The sequence below is a fragment of the Bradyrhizobium sp. WSM471 genome, from assembly GCF_000244915.1.
Lineage (GTDB): Bacteria > Pseudomonadota > Alphaproteobacteria > Rhizobiales > Xanthobacteraceae > Bradyrhizobium.
In genome coordinates, this window is the sequence record NZ_CM001442.1 from 1,293,694 (window position 1) to 1,309,360 (window position 15,667).

A 15,667-nucleotide genomic window follows, 5' to 3' on the forward strand; every position below is an offset into this window, starting at 1 on the left:
CTCGTCTCCATGGTCTGGGTCGTTCGCGGTTAACGCGGCCTTAACGGCCCGGGCCGCCGGGTGCGGATCGCCTGAAACACTTAAACAATCAGTTTCCGCTATTGAACATGGCAGATGATTGCTGCTGCTGGGGAATTTGATGCCTTCGCCTGCACCTACGAGATTCACGCTCCTCGCCACGTTGCGCCGGTTTCGTGGCAGCCGCCGCGGCTCCGCAGCCGTCGAGTTCGCGCTGGTCGCGCCGATGTTCTTCGCGTTGCTGTTCGCCATCATCGAGTCGGCGCTGATGTTCTTGGCGAGCCAGGTGCTCGAGAGTGCCTCGCAGAATTCTGCGCGCGTGCTGCTGACCGGGCAGGCGCAAGGCGGCACGCTAACGGCCTGCGCGGTCTCCGGCGTCAGTACACCCTGCTCGCAAACGACGTTCAAGGCTTACGTCTGCAGCCAGATCCCGGCTCTGTTTGATTGCAGCAAGCTCTACGTCGACGTGGTGAGTACAAACTCGTTCGGAGCGCTAAGCCTCACCAATTATGGCAATTCCTGCAGCTTCAATCCAACCGGCGTGCAGTACAGTGCCGGGGCCGCCAACCAGGTCGTCGTGGTGCGGCTGTTCTATCAGTGGCCGCTCTTCGTCACTGGCCTTGGCTTCAACATGGGCTGCGGCAACAAGCGGCTGCTGATTGCGACCGCGGCCTTCAAGAATGAACCCTTCTGAGACAGATGGACCCGGGCGGACAGATGCAGGCGATTGCGAATATCTGGAGGAATGCCCGTAGCTCCGTGCGCGGCTTCCTCGCCGACAGGCGTGCGATCGCGGCGACCGAGTTCGCGGTCATCGTGCCGCTGATGCTTGTGATGTTCTTCGGGACCGTCGAATTTTCATCGGCCGTGGCGATCAATCGCAAAGTCACAATGATTGCACGGACTCTGTCCGATTTGACGTCGCAGTCGACGGGGGTCGACGATGGCGACATGCAGGACACGTTCACCGCAAGCATATCGATGATCATGCCTTACGACGCTACGCTCGTGAACGGCACGGTGGTTCAGATCAAAATCGATTCAAGCAGTGTCGCCAAGATCCAATGGAGCAAGTCCGCCACCATTGCCAACGGTGCGACGCAGGCCACGCTGACGGCGCCGCCCCCGGCTCTGGCTGCTGGTACCACGGTCACCTCGATGATTCCGCCGACGCTCTTGATCCCGTCGACCTACCTCATCTTCAGTCAGGCAAGTTACCTCTACACGCCTTCCGTCAAGTTCGTCCTGAAGTCGGGCATCACGATGAGCGATGTCTCCTACACGCGGCCGCGCCAGGTCACCTGCGTTCGTTACAACAATGCAGCGTGTTAGCCGTAGGTGTTGAGGTCTGCGAGCAGATAGCGGGATGAAAAAGGCCGGGCATCGCGCCCGGCCTTTTCGTTGATTTGTTCGCTTGAGCCGATCGGGGCCGTAAGCGGCAAGCTCAGCCGGCGGAGCGGAGGTTGTCCGCTGCCGACTTGCCGGAACGGCGGTCGGCCACGATCTCGTAGGAGATCTTCTGACCTTCGCGCAGCGTGCCGAGTCCTGCACGCTCCACAGCGCTGATGTGGACGAACACGTCCTGGCCGCCATCGTCAGGCTGGATGAAGCCGAAGCCTTTGGTCGCGTTAAACCACTTCACGGTTCCCATGCTCATGGGGGTAGTCCCTTCTCAGATAACACAATGTCAGAGCCCGCTTGCGCGGACAGGTTAGATCGAATTTTTGGAAGGGTCGTCAGCGTGTCTGAACCGGCTGTACCGGTGGATGCTAATGTCGTCCGGCCGAAAATCGATTAATTCATTTTATTGGAAACAGAACCCCAAAACAATGCTGACGTGCACGATTTTTTGATCCGCCGTGATGGTCACGGCGGATCAGCATACACGTCGGAATTTCGGGTCTGCGCTCGCGCGCTGGCCCCGACTAGCGGCGGCGGAACTGACCGCCACGCTGTCCGGGACGCGGAGGTCCGCCCATCCCGCTCGGACGTTCGTCCTTGTGGCGGAAAATCAGCCGGCCCTTTTCGAGGTCATAGGGCGACATCTCTACCGTCACGCGGTCGCCCGCCAGAGTCTTGATGCGGTTCTTCTTCATCTTGCCGGCGGTGTAGGCGACGATCTCGTGTCCGGCGTCGAGCTGCACGCGGTAGCGCGCGTCGGGGAGGATTTCGGTGACCAGTCCTTCGAACTGGATCAGCTCTTCCTTAGCCATGAATTTCTCCAGGTCGTGGACGGCTAGTGCGAATGGGGTTTGCGGGTCGGTTGGCCATTCGGCCGACTCTCGCGGCGCAAAAAGGCAACGCCTTGTATCCCATCAGACGCCCCGGCGCTATGCGCGGAACGCTGTTCCGGACGGCCGTTTGGCGAAGAATGCGCCTTGCCTCCGGAGCGGCCACGAGGAGCTGCCTTCGGGCCACTGCCGGGCCTTCCGTCGCCCTGCTTGGCGGCACTGTGGTGGCGCCCGTCCGCATGCCTTTCGTCGGCGCGGCGGCCGTCAGCGTGGCGTCCCTCACCATGTCTTGCGCCTTGCGGACGCTGGCCCGGGCGGCCCGGCCGACCCTGTCGTTGCTGCTGCGGGGGAGGGCCCGCATCGCGGCGGCCGGCGTCGGTGCGGCGATCCTCACGCGGCAGCGCCACTTTGATCAGCCGCTCGATGTCGCGGAGATAGCTGAGCTCCTCGCCGCCTGCGACCAGCGAGATCGCGGTGCCCTCGGCACCCGCGCGCGCGGTGCGGCCGATCCGATGCACATAGGTCTCCGGCACGTTGGGCAGGTCGAAATTGATGACGTGGGTGATGCCGTCGACATCGATGCCGCGGGCGGCGATATCGGTGGCGACCAACGTGCGGATTTCACCGGTGCGGAACTGGGCAAGCGTCCGTTCGCGATGGTTCTGCGACTTGTTACCGTGGATAGCGCTGGCGGGAATGCCGGCCTTCTCGAGCGTCTTCACCACCTTGTCCGCGCCGTGCTTGGTGCGGGTGAAAACCAGCGCGCGGTTGACCTGCTCCTGCTTCAACAGCTGAGCGAGGAACGCCGGCTTGGCGGAGAAGTCGACCTGGATGATGCGCTGCTGGATGCGCTCCACGGTCGAGGAGACCGGGGTCACGGCGACGCGGGCGGGGTCGCGCAGCATGGCGTCGGCCAGCTCGGCGATGTCCTTCGGCATGGTGGCCGAGAAGAACAGCGTCTGCCGCTTGATCGGCAGCTTGGCGACGATTTTGCGGATGTCGTTGATGAAGCCCATGTCGAGCATGCGGTCGGCCTCGTCGAGCACGAGGAATTCGACGCTTCCAAGCTTCAGCCCGTTGCTCTGCACGAGGTCGAGCAAACGGCCGGGGGTGGCGACCAGCACCTCGACGCCCTGCATCAGCGAGCGGACCTGACGGCCCATCGGCACGCCGCCGATGGCGAGCGTCGAAGACAGGCGGATGTGGCGGCCATAGGCGTTGAAGCTGTCGAGGATCTGGCCGGACAGCTCGCGGGTCGGCGACAGCACCAGGACGCGGGCCGTCTTCGGCTGCGGCTTGATGCGATTTTCGAGCAGGCGGTGCAGGATCGGCAGCGCGAAGGACGCGGTCTTGCCGGTTCCGGTCTGGGCGATGCCGACGACGTCGCGGCCGGTCAGCGCGGTCGGAATCGTCTGGGCCTGGATGGGGGTGGGGGTGACGTAATTCTCTTCGGTGAGAGCACGGGCGATGGGCTCGGCGAGGCCGAAATCCTGAAACGAAGTCAAAAGATGGGTTCTTTCCATGTCATAAGCGGGCGCCCGGCGCATTCGGCGCGGCGCGCGCAAAAGGGTGTCGAGAGGGACACCTGCGTGTTTGGGGTGTCGGATGGCTTGATGGGATGGGGCAAGCCAGACGCCCGTAAGGGCTTAAGAACACGCGGCTCGCAACGGTCGCCTGATTCGCAGGAGACCTCGACTTCATATGGAACATTGAGGCGGCGCTTTCAAGGCACGCCCCACACAATCGGCGATCGCGGTGCAGAAATAGTTATGCCGGAAATTTAGCCAGAGTGATAAATTTGCTCAGAAAATAGCCTGCCTGCCGCATTCGCATACATTTGAATTGCTTAATGTTTAGGCGATGCAGTCCATGCGATACTTCGTTTTATGTCAATTTTGCAATTAGAATCAATGGCTTGCCATGTGTCTAATCCATGGCACGGTTCTTGCGAATCCGTTAATCGCAGGCGGCCGTTGGGGCCGTTTCGCAGCGTTTTTCACGTCTGCGTCAGGGAGATGAGACACTCATGCATAGCAAATCCACTCACGATATAGCGGCGCCATTTAGCCGCCGTGGCGTTCTCGCCGCGACCGCCGGACTGATGCTTGGTCTGGCTTCCATTTCTGGTGCGAAGGCCGCGGACGACACCATCAAGGTCGGCGTGCTTCATTCCCTCTCCGGCACCATGGCCATCAGCGAAACCACGCTGAAGGACACCATCCTCTTCCTGATCGACGAGCAGAACAAGAAGGGCGGCGTCAACGGCAAGAAGCTCGAAGCCGTGGTCGTCGATCCCGCTTCGAACTGGCCGCTGTTCGCCGAGAAGGCGCGCGAGCTGATCACCAAGGACAAGGTCTCGGTCGTGTTCGGCTGCTGGACCTCGGTGTCGCGCAAGTCGGTGCTCCCGGTGTTCAAGGAGCTGAACAGCATCCTGTTCTACCCCGTGCAGTACGAGGGCGAGGAGAGCGAGCGCAACGTGTTCTACACCGGTGCCGCGCCGAACCAGCAGGCGATCCCTGCCGTCGACTATCTGATGAAGGACGAGAAGGTGAAGCGCTGGGTGCTCGCGGGCACTGACTACGTCTATCCGCGCACCACCAACAAGATCCTGGAAGCCTACCTGAAGTCCAAGGGTGTCGCCCAGGAAGACATCATGATCAACTACACGCCGTTCGGTCATTCCGACTGGCAGACGATCGTGGCCGACATCAAGAAGTTCGGCTCGGCCGGCAAGAAGACCGCGGTGGTCTCGACCATCAACGGCGACGCCAACGTTCCCTTCTACAAGGAGCTCGGCAACCAGGGCATCAAGGCGAAGGACATCCCGGTCGTCGCGTTCTCGGTGGGTGAGGAAGAACTCGCCGGCATCGACACCAAGCCGCTGCTCGGCCATCTCGCCGCCTGGAACTACTTCCAGTCGATCAAGTCGCCGGAGAACGAGAAGTTCATCAAGGCGTGGCAGACCTACACCAAGAATCCGAAGCGCGTGACCAACGATCCGATGGAAGCGCACGTGATCGGCTTCGACATGTGGGTCAAGGCGGTCGAGAAGGTGAAGTCGACCGATCCGGACAAGGTGATCGATGCGCTCCCGGGCATCGAAGCCAAGAACCTGACCGGCGGCACCTCCAAGATGCTTCCGAACCATCACATCACCAAGCCGGTGTTCATTGGCGAAATCAAAGCCAACGGCCAGTTCGACGTGGTGTGGAAGACCCCGGGTCTTGTCGCGGGCGACGCCTGGTCCAAGGAGCTCGACGGCTCCAAGGACCTGGTCGGCGACTGGGTCGGCAAGAAGTGCGGTAACTTCAACACCAAGACCAACAAGTGCCTCGGTTCGGGCTCCTGATCCGGATCTGACGCTCCATTGCACGATCGGAGAAGGCGGCGATCCCGCCGCCTTCTCCACCCTTTTCTGCCGGGGTCTTTCACAGTGCCAGCCAATTTGTCCGCCCGCCTATGTTCGCTCCTGCTCTCGTTGTTCCTGATCGCGTTCGCACTGCCGGCCTTGGCCGGCCCGTTCGAGGATGCGGTCGCCAAATTCGCCAACGATGATTATTCCGACACGGAAGAGGCGATCGGCGTGGTCGCAAGCAGCGGCAATACGCTGGCCTTTCCGATCATCAGCGCGCTCCAGGACGGCCGGCTCATGGCCGACCCCGATAGCAAGAAGGTTTACGTCACCGGCACCGACGGCAAGTCGATCGATGCCGCGACCGGCCAGGCCGTGGCCAGCGTGCCCGACAGTGCAAGCGCGGTCCGCCTCAACAACCGCCTGCGCCGCAGCGTCGATGCCGCGATCGGCAGCCTGACTCTGCAGTCACCGGACATCGGAGCGCGGCTCCAGGCCGCGCAATCCGTCTTCAAGTCGCATGAGGAGACGTCGCTCGAAGCCGTCGATGGCGCGCTCGCCAAGGAAACTAACCGATCCGTCAAGGTTGCGCTGGGTGACGCCCGCGCAGCGATCCTGTTGTTCAAGCCTGATGCCACCGAGGTCGAGAAGCTCGAAGCTGTTGCCACCATCAAGGCGCGCGGCGACCAGGAGGCGATGGCGCTGCTCACCGGCATGGGCGACCAACCGGCCTCGGTGACCAAGGCTGCGGCGAGCGCAATCGGTTCGATCCAGAGTTCGCTCGCGGTCTGGTCGATGGTGCAGAATGCCTGGTACGGCCTCTCGCTCGGTTCGGTGCTGCTGCTTGCCGCGATCGGGCTTGCCATCACTTTCGGCGTGATGGGCGTCATCAACATGGCCCATGGCGAGATGGTGATGATCGGGGCCTACACCACCTTCGTGGTGCAGGAGGTGATCCGCACCCGCTATCCCGGCCTGTTCGACTATTCGCTGCTGATCGCCGTGCCGCTCGCCTTCCTGGTGGCGGGCGCACTCGGCGTCGTGATCGAGCGCAGCATCATTCGCTTTCTCTACGGCCGTCCCCTGGAGACGCTGCTGGCGACGTGGGGCCTGTCGCTGGTGCTGCAGCAGGCCGTGCGTACCATGTTCGGCCCGACCAACCGCGAGGTCGGCAACCCCTCCTGGATGAGCGGCGCGTTCGAGCTCGGCCAGATCACCATTACCTACAACCGGCTCTGGATCCTGGTCTTTACGCTCGCGGTGTTCGTCATTCTGCTCGCGATGCTGCGCTACACGGCACTCGGGCTCGAAATGCGCGCGGTGACGCAGAACCGCCGCATGGCGGCCTCGATGGGCATCGCGACTTCGCGTGTCGACGCGCTGACCTTCGGACTCGGCTCGGGCATTGCCGGCATCGCCGGTGTGGCGCTGTCGCAGATCGATAATGTCAGCCCCAATCTCGGCCAGAGCTACATCATCGACAGCTTCATGGTCGTGGTGTTCGGCGGAGTCGGCAATCTCTGGGGCACGCTGGTCGGCGCCTTCACGCTCGGCATCGCCAACAAATTCCTGGAGCCGGTCGCCGGCGCCGTGCTCGGCAAGATCGCCATCCTCGTTCTCATCATCCTGTTCATTCAAAAGCGGCCGCGCGGCCTGTTCGCGCTCAAGGGCCGTGCGGTGGAAGCATGACCCCTCACATGCTGACGCGATCGCTGGATCGCGGCGCGACCATCTTCCTTGCCATCGTCGTGGCCTGCGGCATCCTCATCCCGCTCTCCAACCTGCTGCTGCCCGCGGGTTCGTTCCTGCAAGTGCCGACCTATCTCGTCGCGCTCTGGGGCAAATATGTCTGCTACGCCATCCTGGCGCTCTCGATCGACCTGATCTGGGGCTATTGCGGCATCCTCTCGCTCGGCCACGGTGCCTTCTTCGCCCTCGGTGGCTACGCGATGGGCATGTACCTGATGCGGCAGATCGGCAGCCGCGGCGTCTACGGCAACCCGGTCCTGCCGGACTTCATGGTGTTTCTGAATTATTCGAAGCTGCCCTGGTACTGGTACGGCTTCGACATGTTCTGGTTTGCCGCGCTGATGGTGCTGATCGTACCGGGGCTGCTCGCCTTCTGCTTCGGCTGGCTCGCCTTCCGCTCCCGCGTCACGGGCGTGTATCTGTCGATCATCACCCAGGCGATGACCTATGCACTGCTGCTTGCCTTTTTCCGCAACGATTTCGGCTTCGGCGGCAACAACGGCATGACCGACTTCAAGGACATTTTGGGCTTCAACGTGCAGGCCGAGGGCACGCGTGCCGCGCTGTTCGCGCTGAGCTGCCTGGCGCTGATCGCTGGCTTCCTGATCTGCCGCGCCATCGTCTCGTCCAAGCTCGGCAAGGTGTTGATCGCGGTGCGCGATGCGGAATCGCGCACGCGCTTCCTCGGCTACCGCGTCGAATCCTACAAGCTGTTCGTGTTCACGGTGTCGGCCTGCATGGCCGGCGTCGCCGGCGCGCTCTATGTGCCGCAGGTCGGCATCATCAACCCGAGCGAATTCGCGCCGGGCAATTCGATCGAGGCGGTGATCTGGGTTGCGGTCGGCGGCCGCGGTACGCTGGTCGGCGCCGCGCTCGGTGCCGTCGTCGTCAACTACGCAAAGACGTTCTTCACCTCCGGCATGCTCGCGCCCTACTGGCTGTTCATGCTGGGTGCCATGTTCATCCTGGTAACGCTGCTGCTGCCCAAGGGCATCGTCGGCACTTTCAATGCCTGGTGGGACTCGTCGAAGGAAAGGCGCGACGCCGCGACCATTGCGAGCGCAGCGGCCGAAGATGGCGTCGCCGAACCCAAAATGGCGGAGGAGGTGCAATGAACGTCATGGACACCCGCGCGACCTCCGCAATGCTGTATCTCGACGGCGTGCACGTCTCGTTCGACGGCTTCCACGCCATCAACAACCTCTCGCTGACGCTCGAGCCCGGTGAGATGCGCGCCATCATCGGCCCGAACGGCGCCGGCAAGACCACGATGATGGACATCATCACCGGCAAGACCAAGCCCGACGAAGGCACCGTGCTGTTCGACGGCGTCACCGATCTGACGCGGCTGGACGAAACCCGTATCGCCGAGCTCGGCATCGGCCGCAAATTCCAGAAGCCGACCGTGTTCGAGAGCCAGACCGTGCAGGACAATTTGCTGCTCGCGCTCAATGTCGACCACAGCGTCAAGGGCACGCTGTTCTGGCGCGGCAGCCGGGCGGAATCCGAACAGATCGACAAGGTGCTGGAGACGATCCGCCTCACCGATGCCCGCAACCGTCTCGCCGGCAGCCTCAGCCATGGCCAGAAGCAGTGGCTCGAGATCGGCATGCTGCTGGCGCAAGATCCGAAACTACTCCTCGTCGACGAGCCGGTCGCCGGCATGACCGACGTCGAGACGCATCTCACCGCCGAGCTGCTCAAGCAAATCAACAAGACCCACACCGTGATGGTGGTCGAGCACGACATGACGTTCGTGCGCGAGCTCGGCGTCAAGGTCACTTGCCTGCACGAGGGTACCGTGCTCGCGGAAGGCACCATCGACCAGGTCTCGTCCAACGAGCGGGTCATCGAAGTGTATCTGGGGCGGTGAGCGATGCTTGAGGTCAAGGACATCAACCTGTTCTACGGCGCGGCGCAGGCGCTGCGCGGCGTGTCGATCGCGGCCGAGCCCGGCAAGGTGACTTGCGTGCTCGGGCGCAACGGAGTCGGCAAGACCTCGCTCCTGCGCGCCATGGTCGGGCAGTACCCGATCTCTTCGGGCGCGATCGTGCTCGACGGCAGTGATATCACGGGCCTGAAGCCCTATGAGCGCGCGCGCAAGGGCATCGGCTTCGTGCCGCAGGGGCGCGAGATATTTCCGCTTCTGACGGTCGAGGAGAATCTCAAGACCGGCTTCGGCCCGCTCAGGCGCGAGGACAAGCACATTCCGGACGACGTGTACTCACTGTTCCCGGTGCTGCAATCCATGCTCGGACGGCGCGGCGGCGATCTCTCCGGCGGCCAGCAGCAACAGCTCGCGATCGGGCGCGCGCTGGTGATGCGGCCAAAGCTGCTGCTGCTCGACGAGCCGACGGAGGGCATCCAGCCCTCGATCATCAAGGACATCGGCCGTGCCATCTCGTACCTGCGCAACCTCGGCAACATCGCCATCGTGCTGGTCGAACAATATCTCGACTTTGCCTGCGAACTCGGCGACAGTTTTGCGGTGATGGATCGCGGCGCGGTGAAGTTCACCTGCGACCGCTCCAATCTCGACGCGAGCGAAATCAGCCGCCAGATGGCGCTGTAGGCATTCTGCCGCGACCGGCTGGGGAGGCGGATGCGCAGCGACGTTTCAGCGACATCTTCGGTGTTCGACGCCAACCGTGCCCGCGGCGCGGTGCGCTTCGACGTCCACGCGCGCGACGGTGTGACGCGTCGCGGGATCTTGCATGAGTCCGGCTCCCTGCGCGTACGCTTCCCTTCGCCGGAGGACGAAGGGCTCTCCGGCGTGTTCGTCAACACGGCCGGCGGTGTCGCCGGCGGCGATCGCTTCGACATCGAGATCGCTGCCGCAGATGGTTCGAAGCTGACGCTGACGACGGCGGCCGCGGAAAAGGTCTATCGCGCGCCAGGGCAGGCGGCGGAGCTCAATATAGCGCTGAAGGTTGCCGCAGGCGCGCATCTCGGCTGGCTGCCGCAGGAGACTATCCTGTTCGACCGGGCGCGCGTGCAGCGCCGCTTCGACATAGACCTCGATGCGACTGCCTCGCTCCTGCTGTGCGAGATCGTGGTGTTCGGCCGTACCGCGATGGGTGAACGGATGGCGCAGGGCGAGTTCGTCGACCGCTGGCGGCTGCGTCGTGGCGGCAGGCTGGTGTTCGCCGAGACCGTCAGGCTCGACGGCAATATCGGCGCAAAGCTTGCGCGATCGGCGGTGGCGAAGGGCGGCGCTGCGATCGGGACGGCGCTGATCGTGCCCGGCGACGAGGCCCTGATCGAGCGCATCCGCGAGGCGTCGGAATCCTTCGTCGGCGAGGTCGGGATATCCGCCTGGAATGGCTTTGCAATGGCGCGGTTCTGTGCCCAAGATGCGGCGCGCCTGCGCGCCGACATGATGGCCGTGTTGGCGCGCACCGGTGCGGCGCTGCCGCGGCTCTGGTTGAATTGACGAAGTGAACGGAAGAGATTTTGTATGAACCTGTCTCCCCGCGAAAAGGACAAGCTTCTGATCTCGATGGCGGCGATCGTGGCCCGCCGCCGGCTGGATCGCGGCGTCAAGCTCAACCATCCCGAGGCGATCGCAATCATTTCCGACTTCATCCTCGAAGGCGCGCGGGATGGCCGCACCGTCGCCGAGTTGATGCAATCGGGTGCGCAGGTCCTCACCCGCGACCAGGTGATGCCGGGCATTCCCGAGATGATCCATGACATCCAGGTCGAGGCGACCTTTCCGGACGGCACCAAGCTCGTCACCGTGCACGAACCGATCAGGTAGTTTTGAATTCGTCATTCCGGGGCGCCTGAAGGGCGAACCCGGAATCCAGAGTTGTTGATTGAGATTCCGGGTTCTCGCTGCGCGAGCCCCGGAATGACGAGGAGGATAGAATGATCCCCGGCGAACTCTTCATCCAGGACGGCGAGATCGAGCTCAATGCCGGCCGCAAGACCGTGACGCTGACGGTTGCCAACACCGGCGACCGCCCGATCCAAGTCGGCTCGCACTACCATTTCTTCGAGACCAACCCGGCGCTGAAGTTCGACCGCAAGAAAGCTCGCGGCATGCGCCTCGACATCGCCGCCGGCACCGCCGTTCGCTTCGAGCCGGGCCAGACTCGCGACGTCCAGCTCGTCGCGGTGGCCGGCAAGAAGACCATCTACGGCTTCCGCGGCGACGTGATGGGGAAGCTGTGAAATCCACAGGAACGAGCGTGGCGCGGCATGGTTGAGGCGAAAACGGAGGACTTTGCCATGCTGTCACCTGTCCGCCTCGTCTCCGAAGCCGCCGAACTCGCCGCGCGCCGTCACAACGGGATGACGCGCAAGGGCCGCGGTCATGAGCCTTACATCAACCACCTCGCCGAGGTCGCGAACCTGCTTGCCACTGCGACAGACGGCGCCGACGCCGAACTCGTTGCCGCCGGCTGGCTGCATGATGCGATCGAGGACACCGACACCACGCGCGAGGAACTCGCGCAAAAATTCTCTGACCGTGTCGCGTCGCTTGTCGACGAGTGCACCGACGATATGAGCCTGCCTAAGCCGGAGCGGCGGCGGCGTCAGGTGCTCGACGCACCGAAAAAATCGGCTGGCGCCAGGCTGATCAAGATCGCCGACAAGATCAGCAATATCGGCGCGCGCGTACATTCGGATCCGACGGCCGAGGAACGTGACGACCTCGTCGATTACACCGACTGGGCCGAGCAGGTTGTCGCCGGTTGCCGCGGCGCCAACTCTTGGCTCGATATGACATTCGACGACATGGTGCTCACAGCGAGGACCTCGCTGTGAGCACCGATCCCAAATTCAAACGCAAACGGGGCTTGTGATGTCCGTCAAAATAAAGCGTTCCGTCTATGCCGACATGTTCGGTCCGACCACCGGCGACAGGGTGCGGCTGGCCGACACCGACCTCATCATCGAGGTCGAGAAGGATTTCACCACCTACGGCGAGGAAGTGAAGTTCGGCGGCGGCAAGGTGATCCGCGACGGCATGGGCCAGTCGCAAGTCACCAACAAGCAGGGCGCGGCGGACACCGTCATCACCAATGCGCTGATCGTCGATCACTGGGGCATCGTGAAGGCCGACGTCGCGATCAAGGACGGCATGATCGCCGGCATCGGCAAGGCCGGCAATCCCGACATCCAGCCCGGTGTCACCATCATCATCGGCCCCGGCACCGACGTGATCGCCGGCGAAGGCAAGATCCTCACCGCCGGCGGCTTCGACAGCCACATCCACTTTATCTGCCCGCAGCAGATCGAGCACGCGCTGATGTCTGGCGTCACCTCGATGCTAGGGGGCGGCACCGGGCCCTCGCACGGCACGTTCGCCACCACCTGCACGCCGGGGCCGTGGCACATGGGGCGGATGATCCAGTCGTTCGACGCATTCCCGGTCAATCTCGGCATCTCCGGCAAGGGCAACGCCTCGCGGCCCGCCGCGCTGGTCGAGATGATCAAGGCCGGCGCCTGTGCGCTGAAGCTGCACGAGGACTGGGGCACCACGCCGGCCGCGATCGACACCTGCCTGTCGGTCGCCGACGACTACGACATCCAGGTGATGATCCACACCGACACGCTGAATGAATCCGGCTTTGTCGAGGATACCATCAAGGCCTTCAAGGGCCGCACCATCCACGCCTTTCACACCGAGGGCGCCGGCGGCGGTCACGCCCCCGATATCATCAAGGTCGCGGGGCTGAAGAACGTGCTCCCGTCTTCGACCAACCCGACGCGGCCCTTCACGCGCAACACCATCGACGAGCATCTGGACATGCTGATGGTCTGCCACCATCTCGATCCCTCGATCGCGGAAGATCTGGCGTTTGCTGAAAGCCGCATCCGCAAGGAGACCATCGCGGCCGAGGACATCCTGCATGATCTTGGCGCGCTCTCCATGATCTCGTCGGACTCCCAGGCCATGGGCCGCCTGGGAGAGGTCATCATCCGGACCTGGCAGACTGCCGACAAGATGAAGAAGCAGCGCGGCTCGCTGCCGCAGGACAAGGGCAAGGACAACGACAATTTCCGCGTCAAGCGCTACATCGCCAAATACACGATCAATCCCGCGATCGCCCATGGCGTTTCGAAGCTGATCGGCTCGGTGGAGAAGGGCAAGCTCGCCGATCTCGTGCTGTGGTCGCCGGCCTTCTTCGGCGTCAAGCCGGATTGCGTCGTCAAGGGCGGCATGATCGTCGCGGCTCCCATGGGCGATCCCAACGCCTCGATTCCGACCCCGCAGCCGGTGCATTACCAGCCGATGTTCGGTGCCTTCGGCAAGGCGATGACCGCATCCTCGGTGGTGTTCACCTCGAAGGCCGCGATCACGGGCGGCCTCGCGCGAAAGCTCGGCATCGACAAGAAGCTCTATGCGGTCCAGAACACCCGCGGCAGGATCTCGAAGAAGAGCATGATCCACAACGACGCTACGCCCAATATCGAGGTCGATCCGGAGACCTATGAGGTCCGCGCCGACGGCGAGCTCTTGACCTGCGCCCCCGCCGAGGTGCTGCCGATGGCGCAGCGATATTTCATGTACTGAAATAGCGCCTCGACGCATGTCTCAGGAATATGTCCTGGCCGCATATCCGGGAGCAGCTTTTCCGGGTTTTGCGTTCGATCGCGCTTGGTCTAAGGTCCCGCCCGGTATCTGAAGCCCAGAAGAAAAGCCGGGAGGATTTCTCGTGATCTACGTCGTTGCCACCCTGACCATCAAGCCCGAAACGCGCGCCGAATTCATTGCAGCCGCCACCGCCTGCATCAAGGAGACGCGGAAAGAGCCCGGCAACATCGCCTATGATCTGCATGAGAGCGTCACCGATCCCGCCAAGATGGTGTTCGTCGAGCAGTGGGAGAATGCCGAGGCGCTGGTGCCGCATCGCGCCATGGAGCACATGAAGACGTTCGGCCGCGTCGCGGTGAAGTGTTTTACGGCGCCACCGAAGATCGAAGTGATCACGCCCGAGAAGGTCGAGACACGGTAACGGGGTAAAAGCGCATGATCCGGGCGACGCAGGTCAGGGGACAACACCGCTTCGCGGAAGCGCCGGCGGATACGGTCGTGCTCGATTTCGACGATCGACACCGCCGCCGCATGGCGATGACGGGGACGCGGGGGCTCGAATTCCTGCTCGACCTGGAGAATGCCGTCGCGCTGCGCGGCGGCGATGCGCTGGTGTTGGAGGACGGCCGGCTGATCGAGGTGGTCGCCGCGCCCGAGCCGTTGCTCGAGATCCGCGGCCACGATCCGCACCACCTTATTCGCGTCGGCTGGCATCTCGGCAATCGCCATCTGCCGACGCAGATCATGGCCAAGGGCCTGCGCATCCGCCGCGACCACGTCATCGAAGCCATGGTGAAGGGCCTCGGCGCACGCGTGATCGAGATCGAGGCGCCGTTCGATCCCGAAGGCGGCGCCTATGCCGATGCCGGTCATGCACATGGACACGACGGCCACGCGCATCACGATCATGGCCACGATGATCATCACGGTCATGATCACCACCATGATCATGCCGCACATGGCGACGGTCACGCTCACCACCACGACGAGCATTGCGATCACCCCGATCATCACCACGGCCACAAGCATGCTCATGACCACAAATGAGCCGCTCGCGGCCCGCGACCTCGCGGAGCGCGAGGCGGCGGCGCTTTACCGGCTGATGACCTGGCTGTCGCCCGCGTTTCCCGTCGGGGGCTTTTCCTACTCCAGCGGCATCGAATGGGCGGTCGAGGCTGGCGACATAGCCGACACCGCGTCGCTGGCGGACTGGCTCGATGCGATGCTTCGCGATGGCTCTGGCTTCTGCGATGCGACGTTTCTGGTCCACGCCTATCGCGCCACTGAAGCGGGCGAGGGCGACACCCTGAGCGATATCGCCGAGCTCGCCGCGGCCTTCGTGCCGTCGCGCGAGCGGCAGCTGGAGACGACATCGCAGGGCCGTGCCTTCATCGACATCGCCCGCGCCGCATGGGATGCCGATGGGCTGGATGCCATGGTTTCGGCATGCTGCACCCCATTGGTCTATCCAGTTGCTGTTGGCGTGGTCGCCGCGATGCACGGCGTGCCGCTGGCGCCGACGCTGCACGCCTTCCTGCATGCGCTGGTCTCGAACTGGATTTCCGCGGCCAGCCGGCTCATTCCGCTCGGCCAGACCGACAGCCAGCGCGTGCTGGTGAGGCTGGAAGCCGCGGTTGCGGCGACGGCGAATCGTGCGCTGAATGCGACGTTGGACGATGTCGGCGGCGCGGCATTTCGCGCCGACCTCGCCAGCCTGCGGCACGAGACGCAATATACGCGGCTGTTCAGATCTTGAGCACGAGCCTCACT

18 protein-coding genes are annotated in these 15,667 nt (G+C 63.4%); 15 read left to right on the forward strand and 3 right to left on the reverse strand.

Features of this window, described 5'->3' with window-relative positions; all coding sequences use genetic code 11:
- Positions 1 to 139: 139 nt before the first annotated feature.
- Positions 140 to 712, forward strand: coding sequence for a TadE/TadG family type IV pilus assembly protein (locus BRA471DRAFT_RS05935; protein WP_007605404.1), 573 nt, complete (start codon positions 140 to 142; stop codon positions 710 to 712).
- 5 nt (positions 713 to 717) lie between these two features.
- Positions 718 to 1,350: a TadE/TadG family type IV pilus assembly protein gene (locus BRA471DRAFT_RS05940; RefSeq protein WP_007605405.1), complete on the forward strand. Its 633-nt coding sequence runs from the start codon at positions 718 to 720 to the stop codon at positions 1,348 to 1,350.
- A gap of 112 nt (positions 1,351 to 1,462) precedes the next feature.
- Here BRA471DRAFT_RS05940 and BRA471DRAFT_RS05945 read toward each other — a convergent pair whose 3' ends face one another.
- The 3 genes from BRA471DRAFT_RS05945 to BRA471DRAFT_RS05955 form a co-directional block, all read right to left on the reverse strand.
- The gene (locus BRA471DRAFT_RS05945) at positions 1,463 to 1,675 is read right to left on the reverse strand and encodes a cold-shock protein (protein WP_007599788.1); all 213 of its coding nucleotides are present in this window, start codon (positions 1,673 to 1,675) and stop codon (positions 1,463 to 1,465) included.
- Between the two features lie 268 nt (positions 1,676 to 1,943).
- Positions 1,944 to 2,231 (reverse strand): translation initiation factor IF-1, encoded by a 288-nt coding sequence (gene infA, locus BRA471DRAFT_RS05950; RefSeq protein ID WP_007599789.1) that lies wholly within the window; start codon positions 2,229 to 2,231, stop codon positions 1,944 to 1,946.
- Between the two features lie 23 nt (positions 2,232 to 2,254).
- Positions 2,255 to 3,796, reverse strand: coding sequence for a DEAD/DEAH box helicase (locus tag BRA471DRAFT_RS05955; RefSeq protein ID WP_050992548.1), 1,542 nt, complete (start codon positions 3,794 to 3,796; stop codon positions 2,255 to 2,257).
- 479 nt (positions 3,797 to 4,275) lie between these two features.
- Here BRA471DRAFT_RS05955 and urtA point away from each other — a divergent pair, with 479 nt between their 5' ends.
- From urtA to BRA471DRAFT_RS06020, 13 genes are all read left to right on the forward strand, one after another.
- Positions 4,276 to 5,598, forward strand: a complete 1,323-nt coding sequence (gene urtA, locus BRA471DRAFT_RS05960; protein WP_007599797.1) for an urea ABC transporter substrate-binding protein — start codon at positions 4,276 to 4,278, stop codon at positions 5,596 to 5,598.
- Positions 5,599 to 5,682: 84 nt separating this feature from the next.
- On the forward strand, positions 5,683 to 7,290 hold the full coding sequence (urtB, locus tag BRA471DRAFT_RS05965) for an urea ABC transporter permease subunit UrtB (RefSeq protein ID WP_007605407.1): 1,608 nt from the start codon (positions 5,683 to 5,685) through the stop codon (positions 7,288 to 7,290).
- Complete coding sequence (gene urtC, locus BRA471DRAFT_RS05970) at positions 7,287 to 8,465, forward strand: urea ABC transporter permease subunit UrtC (RefSeq protein ID WP_007605408.1); 1,179 nt, start codon at positions 7,287 to 7,289, stop codon at positions 8,463 to 8,465. Before urtB ends, urtC begins: the two co-directional genes overlap by 4 nt.
- Positions 8,462 to 9,223 carry an urea ABC transporter ATP-binding protein UrtD gene (gene urtD / locus BRA471DRAFT_RS05975; RefSeq protein ID WP_007605418.1) on the forward strand — a complete coding sequence of 254 codons (762 nt, stop codon included), beginning with the start codon at positions 8,462 to 8,464 and terminating at the stop codon, positions 9,221 to 9,223. Before urtC ends, urtD begins: the two co-directional genes overlap by 4 nt.
- A gap of 3 nt (positions 9,224 to 9,226) precedes the next feature.
- A complete protein-coding gene (gene urtE, locus BRA471DRAFT_RS05980) occupies positions 9,227 to 9,922 on the forward strand; it encodes an urea ABC transporter ATP-binding subunit UrtE (protein WP_007605420.1) in 696 nt (231 codons plus the stop codon).
- 30 nt (positions 9,923 to 9,952) lie between these two features.
- Positions 9,953 to 10,783, forward strand: coding sequence for an urease accessory protein UreD (locus tag BRA471DRAFT_RS05985; RefSeq protein WP_007605422.1), 831 nt, complete (start codon positions 9,953 to 9,955; stop codon positions 10,781 to 10,783).
- A gap of 24 nt (positions 10,784 to 10,807) precedes the next feature.
- A complete protein-coding gene (locus BRA471DRAFT_RS05990) occupies positions 10,808 to 11,110 on the forward strand; it encodes an urease subunit gamma (RefSeq protein WP_007605424.1) in 303 nt (100 codons plus the stop codon).
- A gap of 110 nt (positions 11,111 to 11,220) precedes the next feature.
- Positions 11,221 to 11,526 carry an urease subunit beta gene (locus BRA471DRAFT_RS05995; RefSeq protein ID WP_007599812.1) on the forward strand — a complete coding sequence of 102 codons (306 nt, stop codon included), beginning with the start codon at positions 11,221 to 11,223 and terminating at the stop codon, positions 11,524 to 11,526.
- A 57-nt stretch (positions 11,527 to 11,583) separates the two neighbouring features.
- On the forward strand, positions 11,584 to 12,123 hold the full coding sequence (locus BRA471DRAFT_RS06000) for an HD domain-containing protein (RefSeq protein WP_007605425.1): 540 nt from the start codon (positions 11,584 to 11,586) through the stop codon (positions 12,121 to 12,123).
- Between the two features lie 37 nt (positions 12,124 to 12,160).
- On the forward strand, positions 12,161 to 13,876 hold the full coding sequence (gene ureC / locus BRA471DRAFT_RS06005; protein WP_007605426.1) for an urease subunit alpha: 1,716 nt from the start codon (positions 12,161 to 12,163) through the stop codon (positions 13,874 to 13,876).
- A gap of 142 nt (positions 13,877 to 14,018) precedes the next feature.
- Positions 14,019 to 14,318: a putative quinol monooxygenase gene (locus BRA471DRAFT_RS06010; RefSeq protein WP_007599815.1), complete on the forward strand. Its 300-nt coding sequence runs from the start codon at positions 14,019 to 14,021 to the stop codon at positions 14,316 to 14,318.
- Positions 14,319 to 14,332: 14 nt separating this feature from the next.
- Positions 14,333 to 14,944: an urease accessory protein UreE gene (locus BRA471DRAFT_RS06015; RefSeq protein WP_035973561.1), complete on the forward strand. Its 612-nt coding sequence runs from the start codon at positions 14,333 to 14,335 to the stop codon at positions 14,942 to 14,944.
- Positions 14,925 to 15,653: an urease accessory protein UreF gene (locus BRA471DRAFT_RS06020; RefSeq protein WP_083843134.1), complete on the forward strand. Its 729-nt coding sequence runs from the start codon at positions 14,925 to 14,927 to the stop codon at positions 15,651 to 15,653. Before BRA471DRAFT_RS06015 ends, BRA471DRAFT_RS06020 begins: the two co-directional genes overlap by 20 nt.
- Positions 15,654 to 15,667 lie beyond the last annotated feature (14 nt).

Bases quoted from the DNA above. Each gene is read 5' to 3' on its own strand.
- BRA471DRAFT_RS05935 (WP_007605404.1), top strand. From the start codon at position 140: ATGCCTTCGCCTGCACCTACGAGATTCACGCTCCTCGCCACGTTGCGC.
- BRA471DRAFT_RS05940 (WP_007605405.1), top strand. From the start codon at position 718: ATGGACCCGGGCGGACAGATGCAGGCGATTGCGAATATCTGGAGGAAT.
- BRA471DRAFT_RS05945 (WP_007599788.1), bottom strand. From the start codon at position 1,675: ATGAGCATGGGAACCGTGAAGTGGTTTAACGCGACCAAAGGCTTCGGC.
- infA (WP_007599789.1), bottom strand. From the start codon at position 2,231: ATGGCTAAGGAAGAGCTGATCCAGTTCGAAGGACTGGTCACCGAAATC.
- BRA471DRAFT_RS05955 (WP_050992548.1), bottom strand. From the start codon at position 3,796: ATGCGCCGGGCGCCCGCTTATGACATGGAAAGAACCCATCTTTTGACT.
- urtA (WP_007599797.1), top strand. From the start codon at position 4,276: ATGCATAGCAAATCCACTCACGATATAGCGGCGCCATTTAGCCGCCGT.
- urtC (WP_007605408.1), top strand. From the start codon at position 7,287: ATGACCCCTCACATGCTGACGCGATCGCTGGATCGCGGCGCGACCATC.
- urtD (WP_007605418.1), top strand. From the start codon at position 8,462: ATGAACGTCATGGACACCCGCGCGACCTCCGCAATGCTGTATCTCGAC.
- urtE (WP_007605420.1), top strand. From the start codon at position 9,227: ATGCTTGAGGTCAAGGACATCAACCTGTTCTACGGCGCGGCGCAGGCG.
- BRA471DRAFT_RS05985 (WP_007605422.1), top strand. From the start codon at position 9,953: ATGCGCAGCGACGTTTCAGCGACATCTTCGGTGTTCGACGCCAACCGT.
- BRA471DRAFT_RS05990 (WP_007605424.1), top strand. From the start codon at position 10,808: ATGAACCTGTCTCCCCGCGAAAAGGACAAGCTTCTGATCTCGATGGCG.
- BRA471DRAFT_RS05995 (WP_007599812.1), top strand. From the start codon at position 11,221: ATGATCCCCGGCGAACTCTTCATCCAGGACGGCGAGATCGAGCTCAAT.
- BRA471DRAFT_RS06000 (WP_007605425.1), top strand. From the start codon at position 11,584: ATGCTGTCACCTGTCCGCCTCGTCTCCGAAGCCGCCGAACTCGCCGCG.
- ureC (WP_007605426.1), top strand. From the start codon at position 12,161: ATGTCCGTCAAAATAAAGCGTTCCGTCTATGCCGACATGTTCGGTCCG.
- BRA471DRAFT_RS06015 (WP_035973561.1), top strand. From the start codon at position 14,333: ATGATCCGGGCGACGCAGGTCAGGGGACAACACCGCTTCGCGGAAGCG.
- BRA471DRAFT_RS06020 (WP_083843134.1), top strand. From the start codon at position 14,925: ATGCTCATGACCACAAATGAGCCGCTCGCGGCCCGCGACCTCGCGGAG.